This is a genomic window from Cellulomonas taurus (assembly GCF_012931845.1).
GTDB lineage: Bacteria > Actinomycetota > Actinomycetes > Actinomycetales > Cellulomonadaceae > Cellulomonas > Cellulomonas taurus.
Genome location: NZ_CP051884.1, coordinates 463,875 through 478,388, shown reverse-complemented (window position 1 = coordinate 478,388; position 14,514 = coordinate 463,875). Strand labels below are relative to the sequence as shown.

General features: G+C 72.1%; 12 protein-coding genes. 5 read left to right on the top strand and 7 right to left on the bottom strand.

What is annotated here, in order from left to right:
• Positions 1-5 precede the first annotated feature (5 nt).
• Positions 6-956: a sugar-binding transcriptional regulator gene (locus HGK68_RS02210; RefSeq protein ID WP_169164489.1), complete on the bottom strand. Its 951-nt coding sequence runs from the start codon at positions 954-956 to the stop codon at positions 6-8.
• 155 nt (positions 957-1,111) lie between these two features.
• Here HGK68_RS02210 and HGK68_RS02205 point away from each other — a divergent pair, with 155 nt between their 5' ends.
• The 3 genes from HGK68_RS02205 (at position 1,112) to glpK (ending at position 5,379) form a co-directional block, all read left to right on the top strand.
• Positions 1,112-2,932: a glycerol-3-phosphate dehydrogenase/oxidase gene (locus HGK68_RS02205; RefSeq protein ID WP_169164488.1), complete on the top strand. Its 1,821-nt coding sequence runs from the start codon at positions 1,112-1,114 to the stop codon at positions 2,930-2,932.
• Positions 2,933-3,033: 101 nt separating this feature from the next.
• Positions 3,034-3,771: an MIP/aquaporin family protein gene (locus HGK68_RS02200; protein WP_169166892.1), complete on the top strand. Its 738-nt coding sequence runs from the start codon at positions 3,034-3,036 to the stop codon at positions 3,769-3,771.
• Between the two features lie 87 nt (positions 3,772-3,858).
• A complete protein-coding gene (glpK, locus tag HGK68_RS02195) occupies positions 3,859-5,379 on the top strand; it encodes a glycerol kinase GlpK (RefSeq protein ID WP_169164487.1) in 1,521 nt (506 codons plus the stop codon).
• 61 nt (positions 5,380-5,440) lie between these two features.
• Here the strand turns inward: glpK and HGK68_RS02190 are convergent, their stop codons facing one another.
• The 4 genes from HGK68_RS02190 to mgtE form a co-directional block, all read right to left on the bottom strand.
• Positions 5,441-6,544: a sugar kinase gene (locus tag HGK68_RS02190; RefSeq protein ID WP_169164486.1), complete on the bottom strand. Its 1,104-nt coding sequence runs from the start codon at positions 6,542-6,544 to the stop codon at positions 5,441-5,443.
• 115 nt (positions 6,545-6,659) lie between these two features.
• Positions 6,660-7,292 (bottom strand): bifunctional 4-hydroxy-2-oxoglutarate aldolase/2-dehydro-3-deoxy-phosphogluconate aldolase, encoded by a 633-nt coding sequence (gene eda, locus HGK68_RS02185; RefSeq protein ID WP_169164485.1) that lies wholly within the window; start codon positions 7,290-7,292, stop codon positions 6,660-6,662.
• 145 nt (positions 7,293-7,437) lie between these two features.
• A complete protein-coding gene (locus HGK68_RS02180) occupies positions 7,438-8,193 on the bottom strand; it encodes an IclR family transcriptional regulator (RefSeq protein ID WP_169164484.1) in 756 nt (251 codons plus the stop codon).
• A gap of 84 nt (positions 8,194-8,277) precedes the next feature.
• The gene (gene mgtE, locus HGK68_RS02175; RefSeq protein ID WP_169164483.1) at positions 8,278-9,654 is read right to left on the bottom strand and encodes a magnesium transporter; all 1,377 of its coding nucleotides are present in this window, start codon (positions 9,652-9,654) and stop codon (positions 8,278-8,280) included.
• A 443-nt stretch (positions 9,655-10,097) separates the two neighbouring features.
• Here mgtE and recQ point away from each other — a divergent pair, with 443 nt between their 5' ends.
• Positions 10,098-12,068: a DNA helicase RecQ gene (gene recQ, locus HGK68_RS02170; RefSeq protein WP_206155784.1), complete on the top strand. Its 1,971-nt coding sequence runs from the start codon at positions 10,098-10,100 to the stop codon at positions 12,066-12,068.
• Positions 12,069-12,168: 100 nt separating this feature from the next.
• Here the strand turns inward: recQ and HGK68_RS02165 are convergent, their stop codons facing one another.
• Complete coding sequence (locus tag HGK68_RS02165) at positions 12,169-12,912, bottom strand: alpha/beta fold hydrolase (protein WP_169164482.1); 744 nt, start codon at positions 12,910-12,912, stop codon at positions 12,169-12,171.
• Positions 12,913-12,914: 2 nt separating this feature from the next.
• Positions 12,915-13,952, bottom strand: a complete 1,038-nt coding sequence (gene mgrA / locus HGK68_RS02160; protein WP_169164481.1) for an L-glyceraldehyde 3-phosphate reductase — start codon at positions 13,950-13,952, stop codon at positions 12,915-12,917.
• A 62-nt stretch (positions 13,953-14,014) separates the two neighbouring features.
• Between mgrA and HGK68_RS02155 the strand changes: the two genes are divergently transcribed.
• The gene (locus tag HGK68_RS02155; protein WP_169164480.1) at positions 14,015-14,476 is read left to right on the top strand and encodes a tRNA (cytidine(34)-2'-O)-methyltransferase; all 462 of its coding nucleotides are present in this window, start codon (positions 14,015-14,017) and stop codon (positions 14,474-14,476) included.
• Positions 14,477-14,514 lie beyond the last annotated feature (38 nt).

Below are 14,514 nucleotides of genomic sequence, written 5' to 3'. Positions count from 1 at the left end.
TCAGGTCAGGTCAGGTCGAGCAGGCGCGCGGCGGTGCGCTCGTCGATGACCAGATCGGTGACCGTCCCGGCCCGCAAGGCGGCGAGCAGGGGCACCGCCTTGGTGTCTCCGGCGACGGCGCACAGCCGGCGCGGGATCCGGCGCAGCTGCTCCGGAGTCGGGCCGGTGGCGCGGGCGTTGAGCGGCACGTCCTGCCAGGAGCCGTCGGCCCGCAGGAAGACGGTGCAGACGTCCCCGACCACTCCCTGGTCGTGCAGCAGGTCGACATCCGCCGCGTCCAGGTAGCCCGCCGAGTACACGTGCGACGGCAGGGACCCGGACACCGACCCGACCGAGAACAGCGCGATGTCAGCCCGGGCCTGTTCGTCCAGCACCCGCCGCACCGACCGCTCCCGCCACATCGCCGCCTTGCTCTCCGGGTAGTCGAAGAACGCGGGCACCGGGAAGTGGTGCACCGCCGCGCCGTAGGCGGCGCCGAAGGAGGCGATCAGGTCCGAGGCGTACTCGATGCCGGAGGTGCGGGTGTTGGCGGCACCGTTCAGCTGCACCACCACCGATCCCCGGGTGGCCTTGGGCTGCAACCGGCGGCTGATGGCGGCCAGCGTGGTGCCCCAGGCGACGCCGAGGATCATGTCCGAGTCGAACCAGCTGGCCAGCAGCCGGGCGGCGGTCTTGGCCACCTGGTCCAGGCGGTCGATCTCCTCGGCTGAGTCCGGGACCGGCACCACATAGGTCTCGATGCCGAATGCCGCGGAGATGGAGCGGCCGAGTCCGGGTGCCCGGGTGGTGGACGGTCGCAGGGTGATCTCGACCAGACCGCTCTCCCGCGCCTGCTTGAGCAACCGGGAGACCGTGGACCGCGAGGTGCCCAGATGCCGCGCGATGACCTCCATCTTGACGTCCTGGAGGTAGTACATCGAGGCGGCCCGCAACACGTCCTGATCGCGCTCGGCCATTCACCCTCCCCGGTCCCTGCACGTTCGTGCACAGCGGTTGCGCGTCTGTTCGCGGACCCTGACGATAGCTCCAGGCAGGACCGAAGTCCTACCCGTGCGAGCAGCCGCGGACGGGCAGGACGAGCGGCCGACGGCGACGCATCGGAGAGACACCCATGAGGACGGCAGCACTGACCCCCCAGCTGCGCGAGGACGCCCTGGCGACCCTGCGCTCCACCTCGGAGGGGGGTCCCGAGCTCGACGTACTGGTGATCGGCGGCGGTGTCACCGGCGCCGGCATCGCCCTGGACGCCGTCACCCGTGGCCTGTCCACCGCGGTGATCGATGCGCAGGACTGGGCGTCGGGCACCTCCAGCCGGTCCAGCAAGCTGGTGCACGGCGGTCTGCGCTACCTGCAGATGCTCGACTTCCACCTGGTCCGCGAGGCGCTGACCGAGCGCGACCTGCTGATCAACACCCTCGCCCCGCACCTGGTCAAGCCGGTGTCCTTCCTCTACCCGCTGGAGCACCGGGTCTGGGAGCGGGCCTACGTCGGTGCCGGTGTCGCGCTGTACGACACCCTGGCCAGCGTCTCCGGCCGCGAGCGCGCGATGCCGATCCACCGGCACCTGTCTCGCAAGGGCATGGAGAAGCTGTTCCCCGACCTGCGCCACGACGCGGCGGTCGGTGCCGTCCGGTACTGGGACGCCGCCGTCGACGACGCCCGGCTCACCTCCACCCTGATCCGCACCGCGGTCAGCTACGGCGCGCACGCCGCCTCCCGGACCCAGGTGGTCGACCTGACCACCACCCCGGGCGGCGCGGTGACCGGTGCCGAGCTGGTCGACCTGGAGACCGGCGAGCGGTTCACCGTCCGCGCCCGGCACGTCATCAACGCCACCGGGGTCTGGACCGAGAAGACCGAGGGTCTGGCGGGGACCGACGGCGGCCTGCGGGTGCTCGCGTCCAAGGGCATCCACATCGTGGTGCCGCGCGACCGGATCGCCGGGAACACCGGCCTGATCCTGCAGACCGAGAAGTCGGTGCTGTTCGTGATCCCGTGGTCGCGCTACTGGGTGATCGGCACCACCGACACCCCGTGGGAGCAGGAGCTGACCCACCCGGTCGCCACCAGCGAGGACATCGACTACGTGATCGACCACGCGAACGCGGTGCTCGCCCGGCCGCTGACCCGCGAGGACGTCATCGGCACCTGGGCCGGCCTGCGGCCGCTGCTGCAGCCGGGCACCAAGGAGGGCACGTCCTCCGCCAAGGTCTCCCGTGAGCACACCGTCGCCTCGCCGATCCCGGGTCTGACCGTGATCGCCGGTGGCAAGCTCACCACCTACCGGGTGATGGCCAAGGACGCCGTGGACTTCGCGATCGGCTCCCGCGCCACCACGCTGCCGTCGATCACCGACCGCATCCCGCTGGTCGGTGCCGAGGGCCTGGAGGTCGTCCAGCGCCAGTCCCGCGACATCGCCAAGCGCTACGGCTGGGACCGCGGGCGGATGGACCACCTGCTGCACCGGTACGGGTCGCTGATCCACGAGCTGATCGACCTGATCGAGGCGGAGCCGGAGCTGGCCGAGCCGCTGAAGAACGCCCCCGCGTACATCGGGGCCGAGGTCGTCTACGCCGCCACCCACGAGGGCGTGCTGCACCTGGACGACGTGCTGATGCACCGCACCCGCCTGAACTACGAGCAGGCGGACAAGGGTGTCGGCGCCCTGGAGGAGATGGCCGACCTGATCGGTCCGCGTCTCGGCTGGGATGCCGCCACCCGGGAGAAGGAGATCGCCGCCTACCGGTCCCGTGCCGAGGCGGAGTTCGCCGCTGCCGAGCAGCCGGACGACGTCGCGGCCGAGGTGGCCCGACTGCAGGCCGAGGACCTCGCTCCCATGCTGCCCATGCCGGGCGGCGACACGGTGGAGTCGGGCACCAAGCCCGGCTCCTCGCCCGACACCCGCGCTGCGGCGGGGCCGGCCGGCACCTGATCTGACCAGCACCACCCCGGTCGGTCGGGGGAAGGTTCTCCCGACCGACCGGTCACCCCTGTGAGACAACGACGTCCAGAAAGAGGTCGACTGTGGAGTCCATCTCGTTGGGACAGGTGTTCCTGTCCGAATTCCTCGGCACCGCGGTGCTGCTGCTGCTCGGTGCCGGTGTGGTGGCGAATGTCATCCTGCCGAAGACCAAGGGCTTCAACGGCGGCACCCTGATGATCAACTTCGGCTGGGGCCTCGGTGTCTTCGCCGGTGTGTACGTGGCCTTCAAGTCCGGAGCACACCTCAATCCCGCCGTGACCCTGGGTATCTGGGCGGCGGGCAAGGAGGAGTTCGCCCCGGGTGTCGAGGTGAACGCCGTCAACGGCTTCGTGTACATCGCCGCGCAGATGGCCGGTGCTGCGGTGGGCGCGCTGCTGGCCTACCTTGCCTACAAGAAGCACTTCGACCAGGACGCCGACCCGAGCGTGAAGCTCGGCGTCTTCGCCACCGGCCCTGAGGTGCGGTCCTACGGCTGGAACTTCGTCACCGAGGTGCTGGCCACCTTCGTGCTGGTGTTCTGGGTCGTGATCAGCGGCAACACCCCGGCGCAGATCGGTCCGCTCGGTGTGGCGCTGGTCGTGGTCGGTATCGGTGCGAGCCTCGGTGGCCCGACCGGGTACGCCATCAACCCCGCCCGTGACCTCGGGCCCCGCATCGCGCACGCCCTGCTGCCCATCCGGGGCAAGGGCGGCTCGGACTGGGCCTACGCCTGGGTCCCGGTCGCCGGTCCCGCCGTCGGCGGCATCCTCGGTGGTCTGGTGGCCGCCGCCCTCGGCTGGGTCGCCTGACCCGACCTGACCCCGCTCGCGGGCCGGGCCAGCAGAGCCGCGCCCGGCCCGCGAGCACCCTGTTCCCCTGACATTTGAGGAAGTGACATGTCCGACAAGTTCGTCATGGCCATCGACCAGGGCACCACCTCGTCCCGGGCGATCATCTTCGACCACGCGGGTCAGATCGTGTCGGTCGGCCAGACCGAGCACCAGCAGATCTTCCCGCGGGCCGGCTGGGTCGAGCACGACCCGAACGAGATCTGGACCAACGTCCGCGAGGTCGTGGGCTTGGCCCTGTCCCGCGCGAACAAGACCTACACCGACCTGGCAGCGATCGGCATCACGAACCAGCGCGAGACCGCGGTGGTCTGGGACCGCACGACCGGTCAGCCGGTCTACAACGCGATCGTCTGGCAGGACACCCGCACCCAGAAGATCTGCGACGACCTCGCGGCGCTGGGCGGCGGGGCCGAGCGCTACAAGGAGCGCACCGGTCTGCCGCTGGCGACCTACTTCTCCGGCCCCAAGGTCCGCTGGATCCTGGACAACGTCGAGGGCGCCCGGGAGAAGGCCGAGCGCGGTGAGCTGGCCTTCGGCAACACCGACTCCTGGGTGCTGTGGAACATGACCGGCGGTGTGGACGGCGGCATCCACGTCACCGACGTCACCAACGCCTCGCGCACGCTGCTGATGAACGTCGACGACCTGACCTGGAACGAGGAGATCGCCGCCGAGATGGGCATCCCGATGTCCATGCTCCCGGAGATCCGTTCCTCCTCCGAGGTCTACGGCGAGGGCCGCAAGGGCGGACTGGTCCCGGGTGTGCCGATCGCGGGCATCCTGGGCGACCAGCAGGCGGCCACCTTCGGCCAGGCCTGCTTCGAGGTCGGCAACGCCAAGAACACCTACGGCACCGGCAACTTCATGCTGCTGAACACCGGCACCGAGCCGGTCGCCTCCAAGAACGGCCTGCTCACCACCGTCGCCTACAAGATCGGTGACGCCCCGCAGGTGTACGCGCTGGAGGGGTCGATCGCGGTCACCGGTTCGCTGGTGCAGTGGCTCCGGGACAACCTGGGCATGTTCATGGACGCCCCGGACATCGAGTACCTGGCCAGCAAGGTCGACGACAACGGTGGCGCGTACTTCGTGCCGGCGTTCTCCGGGCTGTTCGCCCCGTACTGGCGGTCGGACGCCCGCGGCGCGCTGGTCGGCCTGACCCGGTTCGTGAACCGCAACCACATCGCCCGTGCGGCGCTGGAGGCCACCGCCTTCCAGACCCGCGAGGTGATGGACGCGATGAACGCCGACTCCGGCGTGGCGCTCACCGAGCTCAAGGTGGACGGCGGCATGACCGCCAACAACCTGCTGATGCAGTTCCAGGCCGACATCCTCGACGTGCCGGTGATCCGGCCGAAGGTGGCGGAGACCACCGCCCTGGGTGCCGCCTACGCCGCCGGTATCGCGGTCGGCTACTGGAACGGCGAGCAGGACGTCATCGACAACTGGGCCGAGGACACCCGCTGGGAGTCGAAGATCGACTCCTCGGAGCGTGACCGTCAGTACCGGCTGTGGAAGAAGGCCGTGACCAAGACCTTCGACTGGGTCGACGACGACGTGAAGTGATCCGCACCCGACGAGGCCCGGTGGTCAGCTCGACCACCGGGCCTCGTCGTGTTCTCCCGGCTCAGCGGTCGACGCGCGCGCCGCCACCGCCGGCCAGCTTGAGCACCTCGGCGCGGTTGGCCATCGAGGTGTCGCCCGGGGTGGTCATCGCCAGCGCACCGTGCGCCGCGCCCCACTCGACCGCGGTGGCCAGCGGCTCGCCGTCGAGCAGCGCGGCGATCAGCCCGGAGGCGAAGGAGTCGCCGCCACCGACCCGGTCCAGGATCTCCAGCCGCTCGCGGTGGGTGGCCCGCACCAGGCCGGAGTCGGCGGACCAGGCGATCGCACCCCAGTCGTTGACCGTGGCGGTCCGGACGGTGCGCAGGGTGGTGGCGATCACCCGGAAGTTCGGGTATTCGGCCGCCACCCGGTCGATCATCGCCGCGAAGCCGGAGACGTCCAGTTCGGCGAGGTCGGCGTCCACGCCCTCGACCTCGAAGCCGAGCGACGCGGTGAAGTCCTCCTCGTTGCCGATCATCACGTCGACGTACGGCGCGATCGCCCGGTTGACCTCCTGGGCCTTGGCCTGGCCGCCGATCGACTTCCACAGGCTGGGCCGGTAGTTCAGGTCGTAGGACACCAGGGTGCCGTGCGCGCGGGCTGCCTTGACCGCCGCCAGCGTGGTCTCGGCGGAGGTCTCACTGAGCGCGGCGAAGATGCCACCGGTGTGCAGCCAGCGGGCGCCCTGGCGACCGAACAGGTCGTCCCAGTCCACGTCCTCGGCCCGCAGCTGGGACGCGGCGGTGTGGCCCCGGTCCGAGACGCCGACGGCGCCGCGTACCCCGAAGCCGCGCTCGGTGAAGTTGAGTCCGTTGCGGACGCTGCGGCCCACCCCGTCCGACGGCACCCAGCGGATGTGCTCGGTGTCGACGCCGCCGGCCAGGATGCAGTCCTCGACCAGGCGACCGACCTCGTTGTCGACCAACGCCGTCACGATGCCGGTGCGCAGGCCGAAGGCGCGGCGCAGACCGCGGGCGACGTTGTACTCGCCACCGCCCTCCGAGGCGCGGAACTGACGGGTGGTGCGCACCCGACCCTCACCGGGGTCCAGGCGCAGCATCACCTCACCGAGGGACACCGCGTCGTAGCGGCAGTCGGCGGCGGGACGGAGCGGGAGGGTGGTCATCGTGGGTCTCCTCGAGGTCGGCTCGGGTGGGCGGTGCTGCCGCCCGGACGGGATGCGCGCCGTGGGTGTGTGGCACGCGCGCCGGGGTGACGCGCGGGTCCTCGGCGCGCGGGGGTCAGGGCCGCAGGGACTGCGCGAGGGCGACGGCGTCGGCGATCAGCGCCTGCACCCCGTCGAAGTCCCCGGCCCGCACCCGGTCGCGCGGCACCATCCACGAGCCGCCCACCGCCGCCACCGACGGCAGCGCCAGGTACTCGTGCAGGTTCTTCGGCCCGACGCCGCCGGTCGGCACGAACCGCACACCGCCGAAGGGAGCCGACAGCGCCGAGATGGCCGGCGCCCCGCCGGAGGTCCCGGCCGGGAAGAACTTCACCGTGTCCAGCCCGAGTTCGAGCGCCGCCTGCACCTCGGTGGCGGTCACCGCGCCGGGCAGCACCGGGACGCCGTGCTCCTGTGCCCGCTCGATCACCGCGCGGGAGGTGCCCGGCGAGACCAGGTAGCGCGCCCCGGCGGCGACCGCCTGGTCGACCTGCGCCGGGGTGATCACGGTGCCCGCACCGACCAGCACGTCACCGCGGTCGGCCATGATCCGAATCGACTCGGCGGCGGCGTCGGTGCGGAAGGTCACCTCGGCCACCGGCAGTCCCCCGGCGACCAGCGCCGAGGCGAGCCCGTCGGCATCGGCTGCCTGGTCGAGCACCACGACCGGGACCAGGCGGGAGGCTGACAACTGCGTGAGGACGTCCATCGGGATTCCGTTTCACTCTGCGCAACGCGCGTGCTACTGGATGCAACGCCAGCATGCCACAGCTGCGCGGGCCCCATCCGGGACCAGACCGGGACCTACCGGGACCGACCAGCACCGCACGTACAGCGCGGCGGGGTCGGGCGGGTCAGCGCGGGAGCGTCAGGCCCGGCGGGAGGAGGTCGGGCAGCACACCGGTCAGCTGGCGGTGGATCTGGGCCATCCGCTCCGGGGACATCCGCTCGACCGGGGCGGTGACGCTGAGTGCGGCCACCGGCCTACCCGGGCCGCGCAACAGGGGCACCGCCACGCAGGCGATCCCCGGCTCGTTCTCCTGGGTCTCCTGCGCCCAGCCGCGCTCCCGGGCCGCGACCAGCTCGGCCCACAGCCGGTCGGGATCCGATCCGGCGGCGGCCGCGTAGTCGTCGGCGGTGGACCGGGGCAGATCGCGGAACGCCAGCATCGCCCGGCCGAGCGCAGTCGCCGCCGCCCCGTTCCGACGGCCGACCGCCGACCACACCCGCACCGCCCGCTCGGGTTCGACCTTGTCCAGGTACACCACCTGCGCGCCGCTGAGCACCCCGAGGTGCACCAGCTCGTCGGTGGCGGCGCAGACCTCGAGCAGCGCGGGGCGCAGGCGGGCGGGCAGGTCGTCCTCGGCGAAGAACCGGTCGGCCAGCGCCACCGCCGCGCCGCCCAGCTGGTAGCGCCCGGTCAGCGGGTCCTGGGCCACGAAGCCCCGGTGCCGGAGCGCCGCCAGCGAGCGGTGCACGGTGGTCTTGTGCAGCCCGAGCGTCCCGGCCAGGTCCGCGAGCGCCGCGCCACCGGGTCCGGCGGAGGCGACCAGGTCCAGCACCCGCAGGGCACGGTCGACGCTCTCCACCGGGGCCGGGTTCTCCTGCACCGGGTCAGCGTAGGGGCTTCCCGGTGCCGCCGAGCCAACCCGGCACCGACCCGCGACCGACCCGGCGCAGACCAGGTGTGCCCACTACCCCAGCGCGGAGATGAACAGCCGGGCGACCGTGAAGTAGATCATCAGCCCGGTGCCGTCCACGATGGTGGCGATCATCGGCCCGGAGACCACCGCCGGGTCGATGCCGATCCGGCGCAGCACCAACGGCAGCACGGACGCGATCAACGACGCCCACAGCACGATCGCCGCCGCCGACACCGCCACGGTCAACCCCACCTCCAGCCCGACGCCCAGGGTCCAGGCCCGGACGAAGGCCATCGCCGCCATGGTGACGGCGATCAGGGTGCCGGTGGTCATCTCCTTGCCGAGCACCCGGCCCACGTCGCGCAGCCGGACCTCGCCGGTGGCCATCGCCCGGATCAGGGTGGTGGTGATCTGGGTGCCCGCGTTACCGCCGGTGCCGATCAGGAGCGGCACGAAGAAGGTCAGCGCGACCACGGTCGCGAGCTCGTCCTCGAACGCCCGCAGCACCGAACCGGTGTACATCTCGGCCAGGAACAGCGCGAGCATCCACACCACCCGCTTGCGCCACAGCAGCCACGGGCTGGCCCGCAGGTACGGCACGTCCAGCGGCTCGCTGCCGCCCTGCCGCGCGGCGTCCTCGGTGGTCTCCTCGCGCATGATGTCCGCGATGTCGTCCGGGCTGAGCACCCCGATCAGCCGCCCGTCGTCGACCACCGGCAGCGCCGCCAGCCGGTGCTCACCCATCAACCGGGCGGCCCGCTCCTGGTCGGCGGTCGCCTCGACGCACACCGGGTCGTCCCGCATCAGGTCGGCGACCAGCTGGTCGGCGGGGGCGAGCACCAGGTCCCGGAAGCTGACCACCCCGCGCAGCACGTCCCGGCCGTCGTCGTCGGGGTTCGTCACGTAGACCTCGGTGGTGTCCTGGGCCGGGGACTGGGTCTGGATCGCGTCCACCGCCTCGCGCACCGTCTGGGTGGGCTGCACGGTGACGACCTCGGGGTTCATCTGTGCGGCGGCGGAGTCCTCCGGCCAGGCGAGCAGGCCACGCAGCACCGCCGAGCGGGCCAGCGCCATCGCCGACAGCAGCCGGGTGCGCTCATCGTCGTCCACCGCGCGCAGCACCTCGGCCGCGGTGTCCGGCTCCATCGAGTCGACCAGCCCGGCGGCGACGGCCGGCGGCAGCACGTCCAGCACCTCGGCCACCGCATGCGGGTCGAGGGTGCCGAACAGTTCACGGGCGGTGTCCGGCCGCAGCAGCCGGACCAGCGCGCGGACCTGCTCGTCGGAGAGGTCGGCGAGCTGGTCGGACCGGGCGCGCCGGGAACCGACGGTGTCGAGCCAGATCTCGACCGAGCGCGGGGTGCCGACGGTCAGCACGTCGTGCAGGTCCAGGGTATCGAGGGTGTGGAGGGTGGTCGTGGGCGTCATGGCGGATCTCCTGACCGGGAGGGCCACCGGCTCCGTGCGCACGCCGACACCCGGGCAACGCCGTCGACGTCGACGCAGGCGTGGCCCGGGTACAGGGGTGATCAGGGGACCGGCAGAGCGGTGGGCGGGGCGCACCCGATGGGTGCCGGAGCTCTCCGACGACGCTCGACGATCCGAGGCTGTGGGCTCGACGCGGGCTGCACTGTCACCGCAGTGCGCGGCACCCGGGGTCAGCTCAGCGCGCAGGGCACGACGGGCGTCGACGGATGCGGACTACTTGCGGAGTCACTCATCGCGCCACCTCCTCGCGTCGTGCCGTGGCGGACCGACCGGTCCGGGATCGAGGGTAGCCCTCGACGGCGCGACTCTCCACACCCGGGTCGAGCGTCACATTCTGGGGACGACCGGAGCACCCCCGGGAGTGACCGGCCTAGGCTGGTCGGGTGTCATCCCCCGACGACTGGCCGCTCCCCGAGGAACCGCCGTACGACCCCGAGTACGACGGCGTCCCGGACATCGCACCCCGCGCCGCCACCGCCGCGCCCACGGGACCGGCCGCCGGTTCGCACACCGGGCAGTCGCCGTTGGCGGTGCTGCGCGAGGTCTGGGGCTACGACGACTTCCGGGGTGAGCAGGCGGCGATCGTCGACACGGTGATCGCCGGCGGGGACGCCCTGGTCCTGATGCCCACCGGTGGCGGCAAGTCGCTGTGCTACCAGGTCCCCGCGCTGGTCCGACCGGGCACCGGGGTGGTCGTCTCGCCGCTGATCGCGCTGATGCAGGACCAGGTGGATGCGTTGTCGGCGGTCGGGGTGCGGGCGGGCTTCCTCAACTCGACCCAGGACTTCGCCCAGCGCCGCGCCGTGGAACAGGCACTGCTCGGCGGTGAGCTCGACCTGCTCTACCTGGCACCGGAACGACTCCGGGTGCCGGAGACCCTGGACCTGCTCGGCCGGGCATCGATCAGCGTCTTCGCCATCGACGAGGCGCACTGCGTGTCCCAGTGGGGGCACGACTTCCGACCCGACTACCTCGGGCTGTCGGTGCTGCACGACCGCTGGCCGGAGGTGCCCCGGATCGCCCTGACCGCCACCGCGACCGCCGCCACCCGCGCGGAGATCGCCGAGCGGCTGGAACTCACCGCGGCCCAGGGAGCGCGGCACTTCGTGTCCAGCTTCGACCGGCCGAACATCCAGTACCGCATCGTGCCCAAGGACAACCCCCGCGCCCAGCTGCTCGACCTGCTGCGCACGGAGCACGCCGGTGACTCCGGGATCGTCTACTGCCTGTCCCGGGCCTCGGTGGAACAGACCGCCGAGTTCCTGTCCGCCCAGGGCATCCCGGCCTTGCCGTACCACGCCGGCCTCGACCGGGCGGTGCGCGCCCGCAACCAGAGCCGGTTCCTGCGCGAGGACGGCCTGGTGATGGTGGCGACCATCGCCTTCGGGATGGGCATCGACAAGCCGGACGTCCGGTTCGTCGCGCACCTCGACCTGCCGAAATCGGTGGAGGGCTACTACCAAGAGACCGGGCGCGCCGGACGCGACGGACTGCCGTCGACCGCGTGGCTGGCCTACGGCCTGGGCGACGTGGTGCAGCAGCGCAAGATGATCGACAGCTCGGAGGGCGACGACCAGCACCGGCGCCGGTTGGGCCAGCACCTGGACGCGATGCTGGCGCTGTGCGAGACGGTCACCTGTCGTCGCCAGCAGCTGCTCGGCTACTTCGGTCAGCAGTCCGAGCCGTGCGGCAACTGCGACACCTGTCTGGCACCGCCGAGCACCTGGGACGGCACGGTCCCGGCGCAGAAGCTGCTGTCCACCGTGGTGCGGTTGGAGCGCGAGCACGGTCGGCACTACGGCGCCGGGCACCTGGTGGACATCCTGCGCGGCAAGCACACCCCGCGGATCGACCAGCTCGGGCTCGCCGGCCTGAGCACCTTCGGCCTGGGCACCGACCTGTCCGACGCCGAGTGGCGCGGGGTGGTCCGCCAGCTGCTCGCCCGGGGCATCCTCGGCGTGGACACCGACGGCTACGGGACCCTGCGGCTCACCGAGCTGAGCGCCGTGGTGCTGCGCGGCGAGCGCCCGGTGCCGCTGCGCACCGAGACCCGGGTGGCCCGGTCCACCGCCACCCGGTCCCGTCGCGCGGCCGCCGAGACGACCCCGCTGGACGACGCCGACACCGAACTGTTCGAGCGGCTGCGGGCCTGGCGTGCGCGCACGGCGAAGGCGAACGGGCTGCCCGCGTACGTGGTGTTCCACGACGCCACCCTGCGGGCCATCGCCGCCGCCCGACCGGAGGACACCGGGACGCTGGGCACGATCAGCGGAGTCGGGGCGAGCAAACTGGAGAAGTACGGCGAGGGGGTGCTGGCGGTGGTCGCCGGGCGGGAGCCCGAGCACGACGCGTGACGGGGACCTGAGCGGGTCGACCCGGCCGGTCCGGTCGCCTAGATGAGCCTCGGTCAGCTCGGTCAGCCCCGGTCAGCTCGGCCAGCCCCGGTCAGCTCGGTCAGCCCCGGTCGGCCCGACCGATCGCCGCTCGGACCGCCGCCAGGAACTCCCCCGGCGCCTCCCGCCGGATGTTGTGCCCCACCCCGGCCACCGGCACGTGGGTCAACCGCTCCCCCAGTGCCGCGCGCACCCCGGCCACCCGCGCGGCGGTCACGATCGCCCCACGGTCCACGTCACCGGTGACCAGGGTGACCGGCACCCGGACCTCGGCCATCGCCGCCGCCCAGTCCCGCTCTCGCCACCGGTGCTCCACCTCGGCGATCCGGGGATCGAGCCCCTGCTTGGCCGCCACCCACCCGCGCTTCTCCACGTCGGACCATCCGACGCACTCCCGGTCGGCGAGCGCCATCAGCTCCTCGACGGATCGGCCGGAGAAACGCCCCACCACCTCCGCCAACCACGGCGGCGCTCCCCCGTCGTCGTTCCCGCCCGTCCAGGCCGGGTCCTCCAGGATCAGCGCGGCGACCACGTCCGGGGCGTGCAGGGCCAGTGCCCCGGCGGTGGCGGCGCCCATCGAGTGCCCGAGCACGATCGCCGGACCCACGTCCCGCAGGGCGTCGGCGGCGTCCCGGGCGAGCGCGCCGATCGTGAACAGTTCGTCCGGCAGCGGCCGGCCGCCGTGCCCCCGCGCGTTCAGCGCGATCACGTCGCGGGTGCCGCCGAACTCCGCGACTACACTCGGCCAGCACGCGGCGGAGTCGGTCAGGCCGTGCAGCAGGACCAGGGGCAGCGGACCGGTCATCGTCAGCGCCCGGTGCCGTCCACCGCCAGCGGCTCGATCGCGGCGATCTCGTCGTCGGTCAGCGGTTCGGCGCTCAGCGCCCGCACGTTGTCCTCCAACTGGGCCACCGAGGAGGCGCCGATGATCGCGGAGGTCACCCGGGCGTCCCGCAGCACCCAGGACAGCGCCAACTGGGCCAGGGTCTGACCGCGGCCCTCGGCGATCGCGTTCAGACCGCGGGCGCGCTCCAGGTAGGTATCGCTGATCGCCTCGGCGGTGAGGAACTTGCCCTGCGCGGCGCGGGAGTCGGCGGGCACGTCCCCGGACAGGTAGCGGCCGGTCAGCAGGCCCTGCGCGAGCGGGGAGAACACGATCATCCCCACCCCCAGGTCACCGACGGTGTCCAGCAGCGCCTCGGTCTGTCCCTCGGCGACCTGCTCCACGTGCCGGTTGAACATCGAGTACGACGGCTGGTGGATCAGCAGCGGCGTGCCCAGCTCGGCCAGGATGCGCGCTGCTTCCCGGGTCGCCGACGGGCTGTAGTTGGAGATGCCGGCGTACAGCGCCTTGCCGCTGGTCACAGCGGTGTGCAGCGCCCCCATCGTCTCCTCCAGCGGGACACTCGGGTCCGGCCGGTGCGAGTAGAAGATGTCCACGTAGTCCAGCCCGGTGCGGGCCAGCGACTGGTCGAGGCTCGCCAGCAGGTACTTGCGCGACCCGCCGTCGCCGTAGGGCCCGGGCCACATGTCGTACCCGGCCTTGGAGGAGATCACCAGCTCGTCCCGGTACGGCGCCAGGTCCTGCGCCAGGTGCCGACCGAAGTTCGTCTCCGCCGAGCCGTAGGGCGGGCCGTAGTTGTTCGCCAGGTCGAAGTGGGTGATGCCCAGGTCGAAGGCCCGGCGCAGCACTGCCCGCTGGGTCTCCATCGGGTTCACGTCACCGAAGTTGTGCCACAGCCCGAGCGACAGGGCGGGCAGGTCCAGCCCCGAGCGACCGGCGCGGCGGTAGGGCATCGACTCGTAGCGGTCGTCCGCTGCGCGGTAGGGAGGCAGGACGGGCATGGCTGGCCTTTCGACGCTGGGTGGCTGGCACCCCCGATCATGTCAGGTGAGAGGATCACGGCGTGCTGCACGTCGTCTTCTTCGAGCCCCGCATCCCCGGCAACACCGGCAACGCGATCCGCTTGGCCGCCGCCACCGGGGCGACCCTGCACCTGGTCGAACCGCTGGGCTTCGTGATGGACGAGCCACGGCTCAAGCGGGCGGGGTTGGACTACCACGACCTCGCGAACACCGTGGTGCACCCCGACCTGGAGCACGCGATGTCCGCGCTGCCCGGCCGGGTGTTCGCCTTCACCACCCACACCGACCAGGGCTACACCGGGGTCGAGTACCAGGACGGTGACGCCCTGCTGTTCGGGCCCGAACCCACCGGGCTGCCGCAGGAGGTGCTGGACCACCCCCGCGTCTCCGGCCTGCTGCGGATCCCGATGCTGCCCGGCCGCCGGTCACTGAACCTGACCAACTCGGCGTCGATCGCGCTCTACGAGGCGTGGCGGCAGCTCGACTTCCCCGGCGGCGTCTGACCGGACCACATGGCGGACCCGGGATGCGGGGACCTGTG